Annotated in this window: 19 protein-coding genes; 11 read left to right on the forward strand and 8 right to left on the reverse strand. The window is 71.9% G+C overall.

What is annotated here, in order from left to right; genetic code table 11:
* Nucleotides 1-8 precede the first annotated feature (8 nt).
* On the forward strand, nt 9-740 hold the full coding sequence (gene recO, locus BRM3_RS11215; RefSeq protein ID WP_263593396.1) for a DNA repair protein RecO: 732 nt from the start codon (nt 9-11) through the stop codon (nt 738-740).
* Nucleotides 741-869: 129 nt separating this feature from the next.
* Nucleotides 870-1,673, forward strand: a complete 804-nt coding sequence (locus BRM3_RS11220; protein WP_263593397.1) for an isoprenyl transferase — start codon at nt 870-872, stop codon at nt 1,671-1,673.
* On the opposite strand, the gene BRM3_RS11225 is transcribed toward BRM3_RS11220, so the two are convergent.
* From BRM3_RS11225 to BRM3_RS11245, 5 genes are read right to left on the reverse strand one after another with little or no spacing between them, the layout of a single operon-like run.
* Entirely contained in the window at nt 1,639-2,202 is a 564-nt protein-coding gene (locus BRM3_RS11225; protein ID WP_263593398.1) for a DedA family protein, read from the reverse strand. The genes BRM3_RS11220 and BRM3_RS11225 overlap by 35 nt on opposite strands.
* 7 nt (nt 2,203-2,209) lie before the next feature.
* Nucleotides 2,210-2,617 (reverse strand): Fur family transcriptional regulator, encoded by a 408-nt coding sequence (locus BRM3_RS11230; protein WP_263593399.1) that lies wholly within the window; start codon nt 2,615-2,617, stop codon nt 2,210-2,212.
* 42 nt (nt 2,618-2,659) lie between these two features.
* Nucleotides 2,660-3,631 carry a metal ABC transporter permease gene (locus BRM3_RS11235; RefSeq protein WP_396127041.1) on the reverse strand — a complete coding sequence of 324 codons (972 nt, stop codon included), beginning with the start codon at nt 3,629-3,631 and terminating at the stop codon, nt 2,660-2,662.
* Nucleotides 3,631-4,395 carry a metal ABC transporter ATP-binding protein gene (locus BRM3_RS11240; RefSeq protein WP_263593401.1) on the reverse strand — a complete coding sequence of 255 codons (765 nt, stop codon included), beginning with the start codon at nt 4,393-4,395 and terminating at the stop codon, nt 3,631-3,633. The genes BRM3_RS11235 and BRM3_RS11240 overlap by 1 nt, the downstream gene beginning before the upstream one ends.
* Nucleotides 4,386-5,414 (reverse strand): metal ABC transporter solute-binding protein, Zn/Mn family, encoded by a 1,029-nt coding sequence (locus BRM3_RS11245; protein ID WP_263593402.1) that lies wholly within the window; start codon nt 5,412-5,414, stop codon nt 4,386-4,388. The genes BRM3_RS11240 and BRM3_RS11245 overlap by 10 nt, the downstream gene beginning before the upstream one ends.
* Nucleotides 5,415-5,608: 194 nt before the next feature.
* On the opposite strand from BRM3_RS11245, the gene BRM3_RS11250 reads away from it, so the two are divergent.
* Nucleotides 5,609-7,000 (forward strand): glycine--tRNA ligase, encoded by a 1,392-nt coding sequence (locus tag BRM3_RS11250; RefSeq protein WP_263593403.1) that lies wholly within the window; start codon nt 5,609-5,611, stop codon nt 6,998-7,000.
* 4 nt (nt 7,001-7,004) lie between these two features.
* Here BRM3_RS11250 and BRM3_RS11255 read toward each other — a convergent pair whose 3' ends face one another.
* On the reverse strand, nt 7,005-8,081 hold the full coding sequence (locus tag BRM3_RS11255) for an LLM class flavin-dependent oxidoreductase (RefSeq protein ID WP_263593404.1): 1,077 nt from the start codon (nt 8,079-8,081) through the stop codon (nt 7,005-7,007).
* A 73-nt stretch (nt 8,082-8,154) separates the two neighbouring features.
* The gene (locus BRM3_RS11260) at nt 8,155-9,273 is read right to left on the reverse strand and encodes an LLM class flavin-dependent oxidoreductase (RefSeq protein WP_263593405.1); all 1,119 of its coding nucleotides are present in this window, start codon (nt 9,271-9,273) and stop codon (nt 8,155-8,157) included.
* 175 nt (nt 9,274-9,448) lie between these two features.
* On the opposite strand from BRM3_RS11260, the gene dusB reads away from it, so the two are divergent.
* The 8 genes from dusB to BRM3_RS11300 all read left to right on the forward strand — a co-directional run bounded on the left by dusB (nt 9,449) and on the right by BRM3_RS11300 (nt 19,761).
* Complete coding sequence (gene dusB, locus BRM3_RS11265) at nt 9,449-10,666, forward strand: tRNA dihydrouridine synthase DusB (RefSeq protein WP_263593406.1); 1,218 nt, start codon at nt 9,449-9,451, stop codon at nt 10,664-10,666.
* A 3-nt stretch (nt 10,667-10,669) separates the two neighbouring features.
* Entirely contained in the window at nt 10,670-11,995 is a 1,326-nt protein-coding gene (locus BRM3_RS11270) for a deoxyguanosinetriphosphate triphosphohydrolase (RefSeq protein ID WP_263593407.1), read from the forward strand.
* Nucleotides 11,995-13,974 carry a DNA primase gene (gene dnaG, locus BRM3_RS11275; protein WP_263593408.1) on the forward strand — a complete coding sequence of 660 codons (1,980 nt, stop codon included), beginning with the start codon at nt 11,995-11,997 and terminating at the stop codon, nt 13,972-13,974. The genes BRM3_RS11270 and dnaG overlap by 1 nt, the downstream gene beginning before the upstream one ends.
* A gap of 34 nt (nt 13,975-14,008) precedes the next feature.
* Entirely contained in the window at nt 14,009-15,445 is a 1,437-nt protein-coding gene (locus BRM3_RS11280) for a dihydrolipoyl dehydrogenase family protein (protein WP_263593409.1), read from the forward strand.
* Nucleotides 15,446-15,571: 126 nt separating this feature from the next.
* A complete protein-coding gene (locus BRM3_RS11285; RefSeq protein WP_263593410.1) occupies nt 15,572-17,032 on the forward strand; it encodes an ABC transporter permease subunit in 1,461 nt (486 codons plus the stop codon).
* Between the two features lie 11 nt (nt 17,033-17,043).
* Nucleotides 17,044-18,033, forward strand: coding sequence for a branched-chain amino acid ABC transporter permease (locus BRM3_RS11290; protein WP_263593411.1), 990 nt, complete (start codon nt 17,044-17,046; stop codon nt 18,031-18,033).
* Entirely contained in the window at nt 18,026-19,012 is a 987-nt protein-coding gene (locus BRM3_RS11295; protein WP_396126915.1) for an ABC transporter ATP-binding protein, read from the forward strand. The genes BRM3_RS11290 and BRM3_RS11295 overlap by 8 nt, the downstream gene beginning before the upstream one ends.
* On the forward strand, nt 19,009-19,761 hold the full coding sequence (locus BRM3_RS11300) for an ABC transporter ATP-binding protein (RefSeq protein WP_263593412.1): 753 nt from the start codon (nt 19,009-19,011) through the stop codon (nt 19,759-19,761). Before BRM3_RS11295 ends, BRM3_RS11300 begins: the two co-directional genes overlap by 4 nt.
* Nucleotides 19,762-19,869: 108 nt before the next feature.
* On the opposite strand, the gene BRM3_RS11305 is transcribed toward BRM3_RS11300, so the two are convergent.
* Nucleotides 19,870-21,129 carry an ABC transporter substrate-binding protein gene (locus BRM3_RS11305; protein WP_263593413.1) on the reverse strand — a complete coding sequence of 420 codons (1,260 nt, stop codon included), beginning with the start codon at nt 21,127-21,129 and terminating at the stop codon, nt 19,870-19,872.
* Nucleotides 21,130-21,251: the final 122 nt, after the last annotated feature.

Here is a 21,251-nt window from a genome sequence, read left to right on the forward strand (position 1 = left end):
CGACCATCATGCAGAAGCTCTATCGGGACGACGCGATCGTCCTGCGCACCCATCCGCTCGGGGAGGCCGACCGCATCATCACGCTGCTGACCCGCCGTCACGGCAAGGTGCGGGCGGTCGCCAAGGGCGTGCGGCGCACGGGCAGCCGCTTCGGCGCGCGCCTCGAGCCCTTCGGCCTCGTCGACGTGCAGCTGCACACCGGCAAGAGCCTGCACACCGTCACCCAGGTGGTCACGATCGAGTCGTTCGCCGAGGGCATCAGCGGCGACTACGGCCGCTACACCGCAGCCTCGGCGATGCTCGAGACCACCGACCGGCTCACCGACGACGTCGTCGACCCCAACGCCCGCCAGTTCCTGCTGCTCGTCGGGGCCATGCGCACCGCCGCCGCGGGCCGCATCCCCGCGCCGCTCGTGCTCGACGCCTTCCTGTTGCGCACCCTCGCCTACGCCGGCTGGGCCCCCGAGCTGCGCACGTGCGCGACCTGCGGCGCCGACGGCCCCCACCACGCCTTCGACGTGGCCGCGGGCGGCCTGGTCTGCTCGGCGTGCCGGCGCCCCGGAGCCGTCGCCGTCCGCCAGGCCGCCGTCGAGCACATGATCTTCCTGCTCGCGGGCGACTGGGACGCCGCCCTCGGCGCGGACGGCACCATCCAACTCGAGGCGAGCCGGCTCATCGCCGACTCCGTCACCTGGAACCTCGAGCGCTCGGTCCGCTCGCTGCACTACGTCGAGCGCTGAGCGGGCCGACCGGGGATCTGCGCCGCTCCTCCACGAACCGGTCACCTCCGCCGGTCCTCGCGTCACCTACCCTGGGGCGAGCGCCCGATCCCCGTCGCTCCCCTCCTCCTCCTCTGCGAAGGACCCCGCATGACGCCTGCCCGCTCGTCGTACTCCGAGCCGTTCGAGCATCCGAGCGGGGCGCGGCCGCCGCAGCTCCCCGCCCCCGTGATCCCGCGGCACGTCGCGGTCGTCATGGACGGCAACGGCCGCTGGGCCAACCAGCGGGGGCTGCCGCGCACGGCGGGGCACGAGGCGGGGGAGGCGGCCCTCCTGGACGTCGTCGCGGGGGCCCTCCAGATCGGCGTCACCCATCTGTCGGCCTATGCCTTCTCGACGGAGAACTGGAAGCGCTCCCCGGAGGAGGTCCGCTTCCTGATGGGCTTCTCGCGCTCGGTCCTGCGCCGCCAGCGCGACACCCTGCACGCGTGGGGCGTGCGGATCGTCTGGATCGGACGCGAGCAGCGCCTGTGGGGCTCGGTCATCCGCGAGCTGCGCGAGGCCGAGGAGCTCACGCGGCACAACACCCGGATGACCCTGTACATGTGCGTCAACCACGGCGGCCGCGCGGAGATCGTCGACGCCGTCCGCGAGATCGCCCAGGAGGCGCGCGACGGACGGCTCAGTCCGCGCTCGATCACCGAGAAGAGCCTCGGTCGCCGCCTCGGCGACCCTGACATGCCCGACGTCGACCTGTTCCTGCGCACGAGCGGGGAGCAGCGCACCTCGAACTTCCTGCTGTGGCACGCCGCCTACGCCGAGCTCGTGTTCGTGACCGAGCTGTGGCCCGACGTCGACCGGCGGGTGCTGTGGCGCGCGATCACCGAGTACGCGCGCCGCGACCGCCGCTACGGCGGGGCTATCGACGCTCCGGAGCCGGCTCCGACGGCCTGACCGGCGTTTCGTCGATCGTCTCCGTGTCGATCGTCTCCGTGTCGACCGGCGTCTCGCGGGCGGCGCGGCGCCGGCGCCGGCGCCGGTGCACGAGCACGGCGACCACGATCGCCGCGACGATCACGAGCAGGGCGACGGCCGCCCAGGGGCTCGTCAGGAACAGCTCGACCCACAGGGCGACGGCCGCGAGCCCGATCGTCGCGTAGATGCACGCCCACACGAAGCCGCCGACGACGAGGGCCGGCAGGTAGCGCACGAGGGGCATCCGGGTGAGTCCGGCGGCGGCGTTCGCGGCGGTCTGGAAGCCGACGGTCAGGAAGCTCGCGGCGACCACCGGGGCGCCCCAGCGCTGGACGAGCCCGATCGCGCGCGCGACCCGCGGGGCGTCGAGCAGCTCGGCGACCCGGCCGCGGTGGGCCAGCCGGTGGGCGGCGCGCCCGAGGGCGTACGTGCCGCCCGCGCGGCACAGCACGATCACCCAGAGCACGCCGATCGACGGCACCAGGGGCAGCTCGCGGATCCAGTCCACGCCGGGCTCACGAGGCCTGGTCGGCGTGGTCGGGGCACAGCCCGAAGATCTCCATCGTGTGGTGGACGTCGGCGAAGCCGTGCTGGGAGGCGATCCGGCGCGTCCACTCCTCCATCTCAGGGGCCTGGAACTCGACGGTCCTCCCGCACACGCGGCACACGAGGTGGTGGTGGTGCGTGTCGTCCTCGCACTGGCGGTAGATCGACTCGCCCTCGTCGGTGACCAGCACGTCCACCTGGCCGCTCTCGGCGAGGGACTGGAGGTTGCGGTACACGGTGGCCAGCCCGACCGACTCGCCGGACGCGCGCATCTGCTCGTGCAGCTGCTGGGCGCTGCGGAAGTCGCTCTCGTGACCGAGCGCCGCGAGGATCGCGGTGCGCTGGCGCGTCGTGCGCTGCTTGGGGGAGGAGTCCATCCCTCGATTGTCCACGATCCGGCCCCCTCGGCGCTGTGAGCCTCAGCGCGTCCGCACCCGGGCGGCGTCGAGCGGGCCGTGCCGGTCCGCGCCGTCGGCGCCGTCGGCGCCGTTCGCGGCGTCAGTGCCCTCCGCCTCGTCCGTCGCCTCGGCCGCGACGGCACGGCCCGAGCCCACGTGCTCGCGGATCGCCCGGACGACGAGCCCGATCGCGTAGATCGCGATCGCGATGAGCACGATGACGCCGCCGGGCGGGAGGTCCACGTAGGCCGTGAGCACCAGGCCGCCGAAACTGCACACGACGCCGATCCCCATCGCCGTGCGCATGGTGCGCGTGAAGCCGACGACCATCGTCTGCGCGGCCGCGACCGGCACGATCATCAGCGCCGAGACCATGAGGGCGCCGATGATGCGCATCGCGAGGGTCACGGTGAGGGCGGCGATGAGCGCGATGAGCACGTTGACGGCGCGGACCGGGAGGCCCGAGGCGCGCGCGAACTCCTCGTCGCTCGTGACGGCGTACAGCAGGCGCGAGAGCCCGAGCCCGACCGCGAGCACGATGACGGCCAGCACCACGGAGATGACGAGATCGGTCCCGGTCACGGTCGCGAGCGAGCCGAACAGGTAGCCCATCAGGCTCGTCGAGGTGCCGCCGGCGAGCTGGATGATGACGACGCCGCCCGCGATGCCGCCGTAGAACAGGATCGCCATCGCGACGTCGCGGCTCGTGTGCCCGACCTCCCGCACGAACTCGATGAGCAGGGCGCCGATCACGGAGGCGATGAGCGCGCCGGGGACCGCGAGCAGGTCGTTCGGGTCGGTCTGCAGCCACGCCCCCACGAGCCAGCCGATCGCGACGCCCGTGAGCGAGACGTGGCCGAGGCCGTCGCCGAGCAGCGAGAGCCGCTTCTGCACGAGGTAGGTGCCGACGATGGGCGCGGTGAGGCCCATCAGCACCGCGATGATGAGCGGGTAGCGCATGATCTCCGAGGTCAGGAGATCCCAGGGGGTGATCACGGCTGCAGCTCCTGTCCCAGGCACTGGTCGACGGCGAAGGCGTGGTCGTGGCCGGGGTCGATGAGGGGGCGGTCGGCGGGATGGCCGTCGTGGACCACGCGCCCGTGGTCGAGCACGATCGCACGCGTGAGGTGCTCGCTCAGCGCGCCGAGCTCGTGGAGCACGACGAGCACGGTCGTGCCGCGCTGCTGGAGGCGCGAGAGCAGGGTCGCGAGGGTGCGCTGGGTGGCCATGTCCACGCCCGAGAAGGGCTCGTCGAGCACGAGCAGCTCGGGACGGCGCACGAGGGCGCGCGCGATCATGACGCGCTGGCGCTGGCCGCCCGACATCTGCGTCACGGGGCGGTCGGCGAGCGCGGTGAGGCCGACGTCGGCCAGCAGGGCATGGATGCGCGGGTCGCGCCCGCTCGCGAACCAGCGGCGCGCGGTGAGCAGGCCCGTCGCGACCGTCTCGCGCGCGGTCGCGGGGATCGAGCTCGCCTCCGCGGAGAACTGGGGCACGTAGCCGAGCCGGTCGTGCACGGCCCGATCGGCGACGGGGCGCCCGAACAGGGAGACCGAGCCGCGCCGGGTCGGCACGATCCCCACGATCGTGCGCAGCAGGGTGGACTTGCCCGAGCCGTTGGCGCCGAGCAAGCCGACCATCTCGCCCGCCTCGATCCGCACGGACACGTCGCGCAGCACCGGGGTGACCCCGAGGGTGACGTCCGCGTCGCGGACCGCGATCACCGCGGTGTCAGGGCTGTCCTCGCTCACTGCCATGAGGCGATGAGCTTGTCGGCGTCGGCTCGCATCACGTCAGCGTAGTCGGCGTCGGGATCGAGCTGGGTCTCGAGGTTGTCGAGCGCCTCGGAGGCCACGCCCACGCGGTCGGCGAGGGTCTGGGCGACCTTGGGGGAGGCGCTCTCCTCGAAGAACACGGTCGTCACGTGCTTCTCGTCGATCAGGCGCTGGAGCTCGAGGAGCCGCTGCGGGGACGGCTCGACCTCGGGGTCGATGCCGGTGATGCCGATCTGCTCGAGGCCGTAGCGGCGGGCGAGGTAGGCGAAGGCGGCGTGGCCCGTGACGAACACCTTGGGCCCCGTGACCGCGCCGTAGGCCGTCGCCAGCTCGGCGTCGAGGTCCATCAGGGTGCTCGCCGCGGACTCGGCGGCGTCGGCGAACGCGGTCGAGCCGCCCTCGACGGCCGCGTCGAGCCGCGCGCCGAGCTCGCGGGCGACGGCCGCGAGCAGGCTCGGGTCGTTCCAGAAGTGGGGGTCGTACGCGCCGTGGTCGTGTGCATGATCGCCGTCGTGCTCGTCGTGCTCGTCGTGCTCGCCGCCGCCGTCGGACGCCGTCTCCTCGCCGTCCTCGCCGGTGTCGGTCGCGGGCAGGAGGTCGACGACCGTGGAGACGTCGAGCACGGTGCCCTCGAGCGACCTCGAGTCGATCACGTCGTCGAGCACGGGCTGGAAGCCGGGGATCTGGATGATCACGTCGGCCTCCTGGATCTGCGCCGTCTGCGCGACCGACAGCTCGATGTCGTGGGGCTCCTGGCCCGGCTTGGCGAGGCTGACCACCTCGGCGGCGTCGCCCGCGACGAGCTGGGCCATGTACTGCACCCCGTAGCAGCCCACGATCACGGTGGGTCTGCCCGAGCCGCCGCCGCTCGAGGTGCCGCACGCGGCGAGGGCGAGGCCGAGGGCGGACAGGCCGCCCGCCTGCAGCAGGGCACGGCGGCCCACGCGTGCGGGGGCCGGGGCGCGGGACGGGCGGCGGTCCGAGACGTGATCTGCATGCATGACAATCATTTTCAAGAATTGTGCGTGGCCAGGGCAAATCCTCCTCGTGTGAACCTCGCAACGCCGCACCCGGCCGGCACGGCGCCGCCCGTCGTGCGCGGCGCATCGGGGCTGGCGCGCCGATATGCTGGAGGTCGCGCCGGCCTCTCGTGGACCGCGCTCCGCCCGCATCTCGTCGATCTCAGGAGACCTCCGTGGCCAAGCCCGCCCCCTCCGCCCTGGACAACGTCATCGCGCTCGCCAAGAGGCGCGGATTCGTCTTCCCGGCCGGCGAGATCTACGGCGGCACCCGGTCGGCCTGGGACTACGGGCCGCTCGGCGTCGAGCTCAAGGAGAACATCCGCCGCCAGTGGTGGCGCACCTTCGTGCAGGGCCGCGAGGACATGGTGGGCCTCGACTCCTCGATCGTCCTGCCCAAGCGGGTGTGGGAGGCCTCGGGCCACGTCGCGACGTTCACCGACCCGCTCGTGGAGTGCAAGAGCTGCCACAGCCGCTTCCGCGAGGACCACCTCATCGAGGCCTTCGAGGAGCGCAAGGGCCGGGCGCCGGAGGGCGGCCTCGCCGAGATCGCGTGCCCCAAGTGCGGCACGCGCGGACAGTTCACCGAGCCCCAGCAGTTCTCGGGGCTCATGAAGACCTACCTGGGCCCCGTGGACACCGAGGCCGGGCTGCACTTCCTGCGCCCCGAGACGGCGCAGGGCATCTTCGTGAACTTCCTCAACGTCGTGAACGCCGCCCGTCAGAAGCCGCCCTTCGGCATCGGGCAGGTCGGCAAGGCGTTCCGCAACGAGATCACGCCCGGCAACTTCATCTTCCGCACGCGCGAGTTCGAGCAGATGGAGATCGAGTTCTTCACGCCGCCCGCCGAGGCCTCCGCCTGGTTCGAGAACTGGGTCGAGGCGTGCTGGGACTGGTTCGTCGACCTCGGCATCGACCCCGCCCACATGCGCCGCTTCGAGGTGCCCGAGGACAAGCGCGCCCACTACTCCGACGGCACGATCGACATCGAGTACCGCTTCGGCTTCCAGGGCGCCGAGTGGGGCGAGCTGATGGGCATCGCCAACCGCACCGACTTCGACCTGAACAGCCACACCGAGGCCTCGGGCACCAAGATGCAGTACTTCGACCAGGCCTCGGGGGAGCGCTACACGCCCTACGTGATCGAGCCGTCCTTCGGCCTGACCCGGTCGATGATGGCGTTCCTCGTCGACGCGTACACCGAGGACGAGGCCCCCAACACCAAGGGCGGCGTCGACAAGCGGACCGTGCTGCGGCTCGACCCGCGCCTGGCGCCCGTCAAGGCCGCGGTGCTGCCCCTGTCCAAGAGCGAGGACCTCGTGCCGCGCGCCCAGGCGCTTGCCGCCGAGCTGCGCCAGCAGTGGAACGTCGAGGTCGACACGTCCCAGGCGATCGGGCGGCGCTATCGCCGTCAGGACGAGATCGGCACGCCATTCTGCGTCACGGTCGACTTCGACACCGCCGAGGACCAGGCCGTGACGATCCGCGAGCGCGACTCGATGACCCAGGAGCGGGTGGCGCTCGACCGCGTCGCCGGCTACCTCGGGGAGCGCCTGCGGGGCGCCTGAGCCCTCACGCGTCGCGCAGCAGCGGCGCGACCTCCTGCGCGAAGGTCGTCGCGATCCGGCGCACGAGCTCGAGCGGCCGATCCATCGGCAGGCAGATGATGAGCTCGTCGGCGGCCTGCAGGGCAACGTCCTCGGACAGCGTGCGCGCGACCTCCTCGGGGGCGTCGGCGTGCACGCGGCCGAACACGGCCGCCTGGCCGCCGATCTCGGTCACCTCGGCGCCCTCGCGGTGGGCCCGCTGGTTCCACGCGTCGTCCGTGATGATGCCGTCGAACGCCTCGAGGTCCGCGTCGTCGTGCACCGGCAGCGCGAGGCGTCCCACCGACACCCAGCCGTCGCCGTAGCCGGCGTCGCTCGAGGCCTGCCGGTAGATGCGGATCAGCTCGGCCTGCAGCTCCTCGAAGGAGCGGCCCGAGCCGTCGTCGGGGTTCATCGTATTCAGGCGCAGGCCGAGGCCGAGCGCGCCGGCGAGCTCCGCGCTGCGCACGGTCGCGGCGCCGTAGGAGAGGCGGCCGCGCAGACCGGGGACCTGCGGCTGCACGCGCAGCGGGGTGCCCGGCTCGATCGTCTCGATGTGGGTGTCGGCCATCGCGACGGTCTCGCCCTCGAGGAACGACAGTAGATCGTGCAGGGTGCGGTCGACGTGCTCGCGGACCGTGCCGCGGGGCTCGCCGAAGGCACGCATGTTGACCGCGTCCTTGGCGGAGTATCCCGAGCTCACACCGATGCGCAGGCGCCCCTGCGTGAGCAGGTCGGTCGTGGCGATCTCCTCGGCCAGACGCCCGGCGTTCTCGAACCGCAGCGGGATCACCTGGGTGCCCAGCAGCAGGCGGCGCACGCGCTGGCCGGCGGCGGCGAGGAACGGCAGCGGGGCCGAGAGGAACGGCTGGAGGTGGCGGCTGCGCACGTACCCGGCCTCGTAGCCGAGGTCCTCGATCAGCTCGAACAGCGCGAGCCCGTCCTCGAGGCCGCGGGACGTCACGCGCCCGGGGAGGGACGTGATGCCGGTGTGCTCGACGAAGGTGAGGACGCCGAGCTGGAGCTCGCGTCCGGCGGGGCGGGGGGAGGTCTTCTCGGTCATCGGAGGCTCCTTCCGGGAAGGGCCGGCACGGACGTCGGACCGGCCGTCACGCCAGCGGCGCGAGATGTCCGCATCATCCCATCGCCCGCACGCCTCCGGTCCGCCCGTTGGTCCCGCCGGCTCCCTCGTCACCGTCGGCGGCCCTGCGCAGATGCGGCGCCACGCCGGTCGCAAAGGCCTCGAGGATCCGGCGCACGGTCCCGATCGGATGGCCGTAGGGCAGGGCGAGCACGATCTCGTCGGCCTCGGCGAGCGCGACGTCGGCGGCGAGGAACGCGGCGACCGTCTCGGGGGCGTCCGCGACGACCCGGCCGAACGCCGCCGGGCGGCCGCCGATCAGCGCGCTGCCCGAGTGCATCGCCTGCTGGCGCTGCCGGTCGCGCTCGATGAGGGCCTCGAAGGCCTCGAGGTCGGCGGGGTCGGTCACGGGCAGCACCTGCCGGCTCGCCGTCACGCGCCCCTCGCCGTGGCCGGCCTCGCGGCTCGCCGCGCGGTAGGCACGGATCAGGTCGCGCTGGGCCTCCTCGAAGGACTGCCCGGGCTCGACCGCGGGCTGCAGGGTCGAGACCTGCAGCCCGATGCCCGCGCTGCCCGCGGCCCGCGCGCTGCGCTCGGAGCCCGCCCCGTAGGCGACGCGCGACCGCAGCGTCGGGGCCTGGGGCCGGATGCGCAGGGGCGTGCCCGCCTCCTCGGTCTCGAACAGCTCGTCGGCCGTCGCGACCATCTCCCCGTCGAGGAAGGAGAGCAGGTCGGCGAGCGTGCGGTCGACGTGCTCGCGGATCGCGCCGGGGACCGCGCCGAAGGCGCGCTCGTTGACGGCGTCCTGCTGCGCGTAGCCGGAGCCGACCCCGAGCTCGAGGCGCCCGCCCAGCAGCAGGTCCGTGGTCGCGGCCTCCTCGGCGAGGCGCCCGGCGTTCTCGAAGCGCAGCGGGATCAGCGAGGTGCCCACGCGCAGGGAGGGCGCCGCGAGCCCGGCCGCGACGAGGAAGGGCAGCGGCGCCGAGAGGTAGTCCTGGAGATGGCGATGACGCACGTAGCCGACGTCGTAGCCGAGGGACTCGGCGCGGGCGAAGAGGTCGACGCCGTCGTCGAGACCGCGCGAGCGCACCCCGCCCGGCGCGATCCCGGTGTGGTCGACGAAGGCGAGGAAGCCGATGCTCCTCGGGGCCGCGGGCTCGGCGGGACGGGTCATGGGGGCTCCTCGGGCAGGGCTGGGATCGGGGGCGGTCGGTGGGCGTCACCGCACTACACCATGGTAGGGCTCATGGGTGACCCAAGGCCTGCGTATGACGCCGCGTGGCCGCCCGATGCACGTCACCTGCCCTCGGGCTCCCGTCCGTCCGCCGGGGGTGGGACAATCGAGCACGATGACCACCGCCCACGCCCCCGCCCGCACGGCCCCCGCCGCGCCCTCGTCCGCCGCCCCGGCCCGGCGCACCCTGACCATCGGTCCGCACACCGTGGACACCCCGGTCGTGCTCGCGCCGATGGCGGGCATCACCAACATGGCCTTCCGGCTGCTGTGCCGCGAGTTCGGCTCCCGGCACAGCCACGACGACGGCGGCCTGTACGTCTCGGAGATGGTCACCACCCGCGCCCTCGTCGAGGGACATCGGGAGTCGTGGCGGCTCGTGACGATGGGACCACGCGAGCGCCCCCGCTCGATCCAGCTGTACGGGGTCGACCCCGCGACCGTGCGACGCGCCGTCGAGATGGTGCTCGAACGGGACAAGGCCGACCACATCGACCTCAACTTCGGCTGCCCCGTCCCCAAGGTCACGCGCCGCGGGGGCGGCGGCATCCTGCCGTGGAAGACCGAGCTGTTCACCCGGATCGTGCGCGGCGCGGTCGAGGCGGCCGGCGACGTGCCCGTGACCGTCAAGACCCGGATCGGCATCGACGCCGACCACGTCACCTACCGCGACGCCGGACTGATCGCCCAGGAGGTGGGGGCCAGCGCGATCGCGCTGCACGGCCGCACCGTCGACCAGCACTACTCGGGCACCGCGAACTGGGACGCGATCGCCGACCTCAAGAGCCTCGTCACCGACATCCCGGTGCTCGGCAACGGGGACATCTGGTCGGCCGAGGACGCGCTCCGCATGGTCGAGCAGACCGGCTGCGACGGCGTCGTGGTCGGGCGCGGCTGCCAGGGGCGCCCGTGGCTGTTCGCCGACCTCGCGGCCGGCTTCGCGGGCCTGCCCGACCGGGTCCGGCCCACCCTCGGGGACGTGGCCCGCACGGTGCGTCGCCATGCGGAGCTGCTCGTCGAGTTCTTCGAGGACGAGGGCCGCGGGGTGCGCGACCTGCGCAAGCACGTCGCCTGGTACTTCAAGGGATACCCCGTCGGCGGCGAGATGCGTCACCGCCTCGCGACCATGGAGTCGCTGGAGGACCTCGACGCCAAGCTCGCCGAGCTCGACCTCGCGAGCCCGTACCCCGGCGAGGCCGTCGAGGGCCCGCGCGGGCGCGCGGGAACCCCCAAGCGGCCCGCGTGCCCCGAGGGCTGGATGGACACCCGCGAGATCACGCCCGACATCGCCGCGCGCCTGCACGAGGCCGAGCTGTCGGTCTCGGGGGGCTGAGCGATGACCTCCGCGCCCCTCGCCGCCGCCCCGGCCGTGCCGGACGGCTACGCCGCCGCCGACATCGAGCGCTGGGCCGTCGAGCCCCCGAAGTCCCAGACCCGCACGCCCTTCCAGCGCGACCGGGCGCGCGTGCTGCACTCCTCGGCGCTGCGCCGCCTGGGCGCCAAGACCCAGGTGCTCGGCGCCGGCTCGGACGACTTCGTGCGCACCCGCCTCACCCACTCCCTCGAGGTGGCCCAGGTCGGGCGGGACATCGGCGAGGAGCTGGGCTGCGACCCCGACGTCGTGGACGCGGCGTGCCTGTCCCACGACATGGGGCACCCGCCGTTCGGGCACAACGGGGAGAAGATCCTCGACGAGCTGGCCGACGGGATCGGCGGCTTCGAGGGCAACGCGCAGACCCTGCGCCTGCTCACGCGCCTCGAGCCAAAGATCGTGGGGGAGGAGCGCCCCTTCGGCCTCAACCTCACGCGCGCCGTCGTGGACGCGGCCATCAAGTACCCGTGGGCGCGCGGCGAGGGGCCGGACCCCTCCTCGCGCAAGTTCGGCGTCTACGCCGACGACCTCGACGTCTACACGTGGGCGCGCGAGGGCGCGCCGACGGGGCGCAAGTGCCTCGAGGCGCAGGTGATGGACGCCTCCGACGACATCGCCTACTCGGTCCACGACATCGAGGACGCGATCACGGGCGGCAGCCTCGACCTGGCGCGCCTGGCCGACCCCCTCGAGCGCGGCGCCGCCCTGTACGTCGTGCAGGACTGGTACACCCCGGCGCACGGGACCGACGAGCTCGACGAGGCGCTGTCCCGGCTCGAGGCGGAGCCGTGGTGGATGCGCGAGTTCACCGGCTCGATGCGCTCGGCCGCCGCGCTCAAGGACATGACGAGCCAGCTGATCGGCCGCTTCACGGGCTCGGTCGTCTCGGCCACGCGCGCCCGCTGCGGGCACGCCGCGATCGCGCGCTTCGGCGGCGACATCGTGATGCCCGAGGAGACGGCCCTCGAGATCGCCGTGCTCAAGGGGCTCGCGGCCGCCTACGTCATGTCCTCGGCGCAGCAGGCGCCCGTCTACGAGCAGCAGGAGCAGATCGTCCGCGATCTCTACGCAGGGCTGTGGAACACGGGCGCGACGCACCTGTCGCCCCTGTTCGCCGAGCTCTGGCACGCCGCGCCCGACGACGACGCCCGACGGCGCGTCGTCGTCGACCAGATCGCCTCGTACACCGACGTGACCGCGCGGCGCCTGCACCACGCGCTGTTCGTCGACACGTCCACCCACGTCACCGCGGCCGATCTGCCGCTGCCCGGTCTCGGATCGGATCTGTGATGGCGCCCCAGGGACGGATCCGGCGCGAGGACGTCGAGCTCGTGCGTGAACGCGCCCGCCTCGACGAGGTGGTGGGCGATCACGTCACCCTGCGCACGGCCGGCATCGGGTCGATGAAGGGGCTGTGCCCCTTCCACGACGAGAAGACCCCGAGCTTCCACATCCGGCCCCAGCTGGGCCACTGGCACTGCTTCGGCTGCGGCGAGGGCGGCGACGTCATCTCCTTCGTCCAGAAGATCGACCATCTGACCTTCGTCGAGGCCGTCGAGAGCCTCGCCGGGCGCTACGGCGTGCAGCTGCACTACGAGGAGACCGGGCGCGGCGGCGGGGAGCGCACGGACTTCGGCACCCGCCAGCGCCTGCTCGACGCCCACGACGTCGCCGAGCAGTTCTACCGCGAGCAGCTCGCCACCCCGGCGGCAGGCGTGGGGCGCCGCTTCCTGGCCGAGCGTGGCTTCGACCGCGCCGCGGCCGAGCGCTTCGGCGTGGGCTTCGCCCCCGAGGGCTGGGACGCCCTGCTCAAGCACCTGCGCGGACGCGGCTTCACCGAGCCCGAGCTGGTCGCCTCCGGCCTCGTCTCCCAGGGCCAGCGGGGCGTCTACGACCGCTTCCGGGGCCGGCTCGTGTGGCCGATCCGCGACATCACCGGCAAGACCATCGGCTTCGGCGCGCGACGGCTGCTCGAGTCCGATCAGGGGCCCAAGTACCTCAACACGCCCGAGACCGCGATCTACCACAAGTCGCAGGTGCTCTACGGCCTCGACCTCGCCCGCAAGGACATCGCCAAGGAGCACCGGGTGGTCGTCATGGAGGGCTACACCGACGTGATGGCCGCCCATCTCGCCGGCATCACGACGGCCGTCGCCTCGTGCGGCACCGCCTTCGGCTCCGAGCACGTCAAGATCGTGCGCCGCGTCATGGGCGACATGAACCCCTCGGCCGGGCTGCGCCTGAACTCCGAGTCCCGGGGGCTGAGCGGCGAGGTCATCTTCACCTTCGACGGCGACGCCGCCGGCCAGAAGGCCGCCCTCAAGGCCTTCGACGAGGACCAGCGCTTCGTCGCCCAGACCTTCGTGGCCGTCGAGCCGGGCGGCATGGACCCGTGCGAGCTGCGGATCGCACGCGGCGACGAGGCCGTCCGCGAGCTCGTCGACGGCCGCCGCCCGCTCTTCGAGTTCGCGATCCGCACCGTCCTGGACCAGGTGGACCTCGACACGGTCGAGGGGCAGGTGACGGGGCTGCGCATGGCCGCCCCGGTCGTCGCCCGCATCCGCGACCGGGCGATGCGCCCCGAGTACGCGCGACGCCTGGCCGGCTGGCTCGGCATGGACGAGCGGACGGTGCTGCGGGCCGTGCACGACGCCGCCCGCAGCGCCCCCCAGGGCGGCCGGCATGCCGCCGCCGAGACCGCGCCCGGCTCCTCGGACGGTCGGGGGGCACACGACGAGGCGGACACGGGCGCCCTGCCGATCGCGCGGCTCGCCGACGTGGTCAGCCCGCGGGACCCCGTCGGGCAGGTCGAGACCCAGGCACTCGCCGTCATGCTGCAGTCGCCGCAGCTGCTGGACGCGAAGAAGGTCGCCGCACTGCCCGACGACTCCTTCCACGTCCCCGCCCTGCAGGGGGTGTGGGACGTGATGCTCGCCGCCGGCACCCTGCTCGACGCGGTGACGGGGGAGCTGAGCCCCGCCCGCTACCTCGACCAGGTGCTCGAGATCGCGGGCGAGACCGTGCGCCCGCTCATCGTCGAGCTCGCCAACCTGCAGCTGCCGGCCCGCGACGAGGCGGGGCTCGAGCGCCTGGCCACGTCGTTGCTGGATCGCCTCACCGAGCTGTCGTTCACCCGCGAGTACTCCGTGCTCAAGCAGCGCCTCCAGCGCGCCGATCCGTCGCGCGACCCCGAGGGCTATCAGCGGATCATGACGCAGCTGTCGACCCTGCAGGACAAGAGACGAGCCCTGCGCGCGCTCGCGGAGTGACCGCGCGCGAGCCGTCATCACCGAAGGAGATCCCATGGCACCCGCACCCACCATGACCCCCGATCTCGAGGTCGACGTCGTCGTCCTCGGCGGCGGACCCGTCGGGGAGAACGTCGCCCAGTACGCGACCGAGGACAGCGACCTCACCGCCGCGATCGTCGAGGGCGAGCTCATGGGCGGTGAATGCTCGTACTACGCGTGCATGCCGTCCAAGGCGCTCCTGCGTCCCGTCGCCGTCGCCGACGTGACGACCGACCTGCCCGGCGTCACCCCGGCGGAGCTCGACCGCGACGCCCTGCTGCGACGCCGCGACGACTGGGTCTCCCACTACGACGACGCAGGACAGGTGTCGTGGGCCGAGGGGATCGGGATCGACGTGATCCGCGGGCACGGCCGGCTCACCGGGGAGCGCACGGTCGAGGTGACCACCCCCGACGGAGCCCGGCGCCGCCTGCGGGCCCGCCGCGCCGTCGTGATCGCGACCGGCAGCGAGCCGCAGGTGCCTGGGACGCTGAGCGGCGTCCAGGCGTGGGGCTCGCGCGACGCCACGGGCGTGCGGGAGGTCCCTGGCTCGCTCCTGGTCGTCGGCGGGGGAGTGGTCGCGTGCGAGGCCGCGACCTGGATGGCTGCGCTCGGCGCCGAGGTCACCATGCTCGTGCGCGGCGTCGGGCTGCTCTCGCGTCTCGAGCCGAGCGCGGGCGCGGCCGTCGCCGACGGTCTGCGCCGCCTGGGCGTGACGGTCGAGACCGGAGTCGACGTGGAGAGCGCGGATCGCCAGGATCCGCGTGCCACGGGGCTCGGCCGCGTGCACGGCGGCTCGGTGCGGGTGCGCACGAACCGCGGCGAGCGCACCGCAGACGAGATCCTCGTGGCGACCGGGCGCCGACCGCGGCTCGACGACCTCGGCCTCGAGACGATCGGGCTCGCCCCCGACGACGTCACGAGCGGCGCGCTGCCTGCCTGGCTGCACGCGGTCGGCGATGCGAGCGGCGAGGCCCAGCTCACCCATTGGGGCAAGTACCGGGCCCGCGTCGTGGGCGCCGCCATCCGAGCCGACGCCCTCGGCGACGAGCGGGAGCCCGAGGCGCCCGTGATCGCGGTGCCGCAGGTCGTGTTCACCGAGCCGCAGGTCGCGGCCGTCGGGATGACCGCGGCGCAGGCGAAGGACGCAGGCGACGACACGGTGACGGTCGAGATCCCGTTCTCCGGGGCCGCCGGCACGGCCCTGCTGCGCGACCACGTGCCGGGCACGGCCACCCTCGTGGCCGATCGTGCCCGCCGCCACCTGGTCGGCGCGACCTTCGTGGGGCCTGATGCCGCGGAGCTCGTGCATGCCGCGACCATCGCGATCGTCGGCCAGGTGCCCCTGCACGTGCTGCGCCATGCCGTGCCGTCCTATCCGACGGCCTCGGAGCTGTGGCTGCGCCTGCTCGAGGAGTTCCCGCGAGAGCTGCGCCGAGCGGGGCGCTGAAGGATCGGCCCAGTTTGATAACGAATTGGGCGCAGGTTCCCTCTGAGGGCGGCGTCGCCGCCCTCGCGCCCTACCTTTGCTCCATTCACGGGCGCCGCCGGCGCCCCGCTCTCGAGAGGAACGCCCGTGACGGAGCCCGCACCTTGGGCCGCGCCCCCATCCCGACTGCCCGCGGCCGGGGCTCTTCGCCCGCGTCTGCTGAGCGCGCTCGTCCTCCTCCTCGTTCTCGCCGCGGGCGTCCTGCTCCCGCTGCCGGCCGCGCATGCGGCCGGCGTGCAGCTCATCGTCACCGTCGCCGGCAGCGACGGGAAGCCCGTGTCCGGCATCGCGATGACCGTCGCCGACAGCGGGGGCGAGCTGCTCGAGGGCACGACGGACGACACCGGCGCGGCCACGATCGACCTGAGCGTCTCGGGCCCCTACGCGGTCTACCTCGACGCCTCGACGCTTCCGGACGGTCTCGGGCCGCAGCAGAACCCGACCACGCGTGCGACGACCGGCGAGATCTCGCCGCAGTACACGCGGATCGCCCTCGTCGAGGGCGGCCAGCGCGAGGCCGTCACCCCGGTGCCGCTGTCGTCCGCGAGCACCGGCTCGCCGACCGCCAGCTCGAGCGCGACCGCAGGCGCCTCGCCCTCGGGCGCACCGAGCGGGGAGGCGCAGACGCCCGAGGATCCGGCCGCGCAGGCAGACGCCTCCGGCCTCTCGTTCTTCGAGCGTCTCTTCCCCAAGATCGCGACCGGTCTCACCTTCGGTCTGCTGCTGGCGCTGGCCTCGATCGGCATCTCGCTGATCTACGGCACCACCCGCCTGAACAACTTCTCCCACGGCGAGCTCGTCACGTTCGGCTCGTTCATGGCCTACCTGTTCGCCTCCCAGCTCGGCCAGAGCGGCTGGATCGCCATCCTGGGCGCGCTCGTGTTCGGCGGCGCATTCGGATGGATCCAGGATGCCGGGCTGTGGAAGCCGCTGCGCTCCCGCCGGGTCGGCGTGATGCAGCTGATGATCGTGAGCATCGGACTCTCCTTGGCCCTGCGCTACGTGTACGCGTTCATCTGGGGGCCCGACCGACTCTCGATCCCGGCCGACAACTCGCCGTTCGTCACTCTGGGCACCGTCAATCTGCGCTACTGGGACGTGATGGGCTCGGTCATCGCAATCGTGCTCATCGTCGCCGTGGCCCTCTTCCTGACCCGCACGAATCTCGGCAAGGCGACCCGCGCCGTCGCCGACAACAAGGCGCTCGCGGCTGCGAGCGGCATCGATGTCGAGCGGGTCACGCGGATCGTCTGGGTGGGCGCCGGCTCCCTCGCCGCGGTCTCGGGCGCCCTGATCGGCTACTACCAGACCCTTCAGTGGAACGGCGGCGCGCTCATCCTGCTGCTCCTGTTCGCCTCGGTCACCCTCGGCGGCCTCGGCACCACGTGGGGCGCCCTGCTCGGCGCGATCATCATCGGGCTCGCCATGGACGTCTCCACGCTGTTCATCCCCACCTCGCTCAAGTACGTCGTCGCGATGCTCACCATGATCGTCGTGCTGCTCGTGCGACCGCAGGGCATCCTCGGCTCTCGGCAGCGGATCGGCTGAAAGGTATCGACATGGATCTCAGCTTCCTCTCCCTGGCCGTCAGCCAGATCTTCGCTCCCGACACGGCGGCCTACGCGCTCGCGACGATCGGGCTGGCCGTGCACTTCGGGTACACCGGGCTCATGAACTTCGGACAGTCCGCGTTCATGGCCGTGGGCGCCTACGCCTTCGCGATCGGCGCCCGCACCCTCGACCTGCCGCTGCCGCTGTGCCTCCTGCTCGGCGTGCTCGGCGCGGTCGTGTTCGCGCTCCTGCTCGGCATCCCGACCCTGCGGCTGCGAGCCGACTACCTCTCGATGGTCACGATCGCCTCGGCCGAGATCGTCCGCTACGTGGCCATCACCCCGGAGCTGACACCGCTCACGGGTGGCCAGGGCGGGCTCACCTCGTTCGACTACGCCAACGCGTGGTCGGCGCTGAACCCGATCCCTGCGCCCGCCTCAGGCGGCTACTACACCTTGGGGCCCTTCACCTACAGCCCGGACGACCTGTTCAACCTGATCGTGTCGTGGGTCGTGGTGATCATCGCGGCGCTGCTGGTGTGGCTGCTCATGCGCAGTCCGTGGGGCCGCGTGGTCCGCGGCATCCGCGAGGACGAGGACGCCGTGCGTGCCCTGGGCAAGCACGTCTTCTCCTACAAGATGCAGGCGCTCGTGCTGGGCGGTGTGCTCGCGGGCATCGCCGGCATGCTCTACATCATGCCCAAGGGCCTGAACCCGGACATCGGCGGCACCCAGACCACGTTCTTCCTGTGGACCATCCTGTTCCTGGGCGGTGCCGCGACCGTGTTCGGCCCCGTGCTCGGCTCGATGATCTTCTGGGCGTTCCTGATCCTCAGCGACGGGCTCATCTCGATCCTGACGAGCCTCCCCGACTCCCCCATCAGCGGCATCCAGGGCGGCCAGATCCGGTTCATCATGGTGGGCGTCGGCCTCATGCTGCTGGTCATCTATCGCCCCCAGGGCATCCTCGGGAAGAAAGCGGAGACCTACTTTGCCTGAGACGACGATCCGCCCGGAGATCACCCCCGAGAAGCCGGCCCCGGGCTGCCGCAAGACCGATCCGCTGCTGGTCGCCGACGGCGTCAGCCGCGTCTTCGGCGGCCTCAAGGCCGTCGACGTCGAGCACCTCGAGATCCCGCGCGGTGTGATCACCGCCCTCATCGGCCCCAACGGCGCGGGCAAGACCACCCTGTTCAATCTGCTGACCGGGTTCGACAACCCCGACACGGGCGCGTGGAGCTTCGACGGCCGCGATCTGGCGGGCGTGCCCGCCCACAAGGTCTCGCGGCTCGGCGAGATCCGCACCTTCCAGCTGACCAAGGTGCTGGGCATGATGACCGTGCTCGAGAACATGAAGCTCGGCGCGCGACGTCAGAAGGGCGAGAAGTTCTGGGCCGCCCTGCTGCCCTTCCTGTGGAAGGACCAGGAACGGGAGGTCGAAGCCCGGGCGCTCGAGCTGCTCGAACGCTTCAAGCTGCTGGAGAAGAAGGCCGACTACGCGGCATCGATGTCCGGCGGCCAGCGCAAGCTGCTCGAGATGGCCCGCGCCCTCATGTGCGACCCGCAGCTGATCATGCTCGACGAGCCGATGGCCGGGGTGAACCCCGCCCTCAAGCAGTCCCTGCTCGACCACATCCTCGCGCTCAAGGACGACGGCGTCAGCGTGCTGTTCGTCGAGCACGACATGCACATGGTCCAGGCGATCGCCGACTGGGTGGTGGTCATGGCCGAAGGCCGCATCGTGGCCGAAGGGCCGCCCGGGACCGTGATGTCCGACCCCGCGGTGGTCGACGCCTACCTCGGCTCCGACAAGGATCGCGACCTCGGCGACGTCATCCAGACCATCCGCTCCAGCCGTGAGTTCGCACCGGACGAGTCCGGCGTGGAGGTCCAGCGCGACGACGCCGTCGTCGCCGAGCAGCTCGCCGTCACCGAGATGGTCGAGGAGCTCGCCGAGCACCCTGAGGAGAAGCCGTGACGCGTGTTCTGGAGACCAAGGGCCTGATCGCCGGGTACATCCCCGGTGTCTCGATCCTCAACGGAGCCGACACCTATGTCGACCAGGGCGAACTGGTGGGCATCATCGGGCCCAACGGTGCCGGCAAGTCGACCCTGCTCAAGGCCGTGTTCGGCCTCGTGCGCGTGTTCGAGGGCTCCGTGCTGCTCAACGGGGAGGACATCACCAACCTCAAGGCCGATCGTCTGGTCCAGCGCGGGGTGGGCTTCGTCCCGCAGACGGAGAACGTCTTCCAGGCGCTGACCATCGAGGAGAACCTCCGCATGGGCTGCTACCAGGATCCCCAGCGATACGCCTCACGCGTGGACTTCGTGACCGACCTGTTCCCCGAGCTCGGCAAGCGGCTGCGCCAGCGCGCCGGGTCGCTGTCCGGCGGCGAGCGGCAGATGGTCGCCATGTCCCGGGCGCTCATGATGGATCCCGCCGTGCTGCTGCTCGACGAGCCGAGCGCAGGCCTGTCCCCGGTGCGGCAGGACGAGACCTTCGTCAACGTCGCCCGGATCAACGCCGCCGGGGTCTCGGTGATGATCGTCGAGCAGAACGCGAGCCGCTGCCTGCAGATCTGCGACCGCGGCTATGTCCTCGACCAGGGGCGGGACGCCTACATGGGCACCGGTCGCGACCTGCTCAACGACCCCAAGGTCATCCAGCTCTACCTCGGCACCCTGGGTGCGGACACCGCCGAGGCCGCGCTCGGTCACCGCGACTGACGACAGCACGGCCGGCTGCGGCCGGCACTCGCAGCATCGACCACAGAAGGCGGGCCCGGGATCCTCAGAGGATCCCGGGCCCGCCGTCCGTCGTGGCTCAGCGCTGCGTCACAGCGTCGAGCTCTGCTGGTCGGTCCAGTCGGTCTTGTTGTCGGGGCCGACGGTCTTGTAGAAGGAGATGCTCGCTTCGCTCACATCGCCGTTGTCGTTGAAGTTGATCGGCCCGGACTGTCCGTCGTAGTCGATGTCGGTGCCGTCCTGGACGAGCTTGTAGCACTCCTCGAAGCTCGTGCACTTGGTGCCGCCCGACGAGACGGTCGAGAGGTTCTTCTGGATCGTCGCGGCGGTGGTGTCCCCGCCCTGTGCGGCCGCGAGGGCCATCAGGATCACGGCGTCGTAGGACTCCGCGGCGTAGGAGGTCGACTGCAGCGCCTTGCCGTTCTTCTCCTCGAGGCGCGAGCGGAAGTCGTCCTCCGGGTTCACGCCCGGGGTGGAGAACTGAGCGCCGGTGATGTCCGGGTCGCCCTTGCCGAGAATGCCGTTGTTGCCGTCCGTGCCATAGAAGTTGTTGAAGTCGAAGCCGTTCTGCTGCAGCACCGCCGAGATCGACTTGATCTCGTCGAACGAGATCACGACGAGCGCGTCGGGCTGGGGCGACAGGACGTTGCCCACCTCGGCGTTGAAGTTCGTCGAGTTCGGGGTGAAGGGCACGTCCGCGACCACCTGCACGCCGTTGGCCTCGAGGGTCTTGGTGATCTGCTCGTTGAGGCCGGTGCCGTACGCCTCGTTCATGTACAGGACCGAGACCTTCGTCTTGCCGTCCGAGACGATCCGCTGCGCCAGGGCCTGGCCCTGCAGCAGGTCGCTCGGCACGGTGCGGAAGAAGTACCCGCCCGACTGGTTCGGATTGGTCAGCGACGGATCGGTCGCGGCGGGCGAGATGAAGGGCACCTTCGCGTTGCTGATCTGGCTGAAGACGGTCTTGACCACGGCCGACGACTCGGGCGCCACGATGCCCGAGACGTTCGAGGACAGCAGCGACTTGGCCGAGGACGAAGCGATGTCCGTGGTCGTGTCGCCGGAGTCCTTGACCGTGAGCTTGGCGGTGAAGTCGGGCTTGGCGGCGTTGATGTCATCGATCGCGACCTCACTGCCGGCGATCGCGGCGGGACCGAGCAGGGCCAGCGAGCCGGTCTGGGGGAGGATGGCGCCGATGCTGAGCTCGGAGGAGCCGTCGTCGGAGCCGGAGCCACCGGAGGAGCAGGCCGCCAGGAGGGCGAGCGAGGCGACAGCGGCCGTAGCCCGCAGGGTGGCAGGAGCGAGGTTCCGCGCGCGGCGGCCCGCGGAGACCGAGGAGGCGTGAGTCATGGAGGAGTCCTTTCGCAGGAGCCGCAGAGGCTCAGAGGGCTCAATGTAAAGGCGCACGATGGATGGCCGGTCGTGAAAGACCGGTCGTGATGAATTCGTTGCAATCCCGGGCCAGGCGGCGA

This window comes from Brachybacterium huguangmaarense, assembly GCF_025725725.1.
Classification (GTDB): domain Bacteria; phylum Actinomycetota; class Actinomycetes; order Actinomycetales; family Dermabacteraceae; genus Brachybacterium; species Brachybacterium huguangmaarense.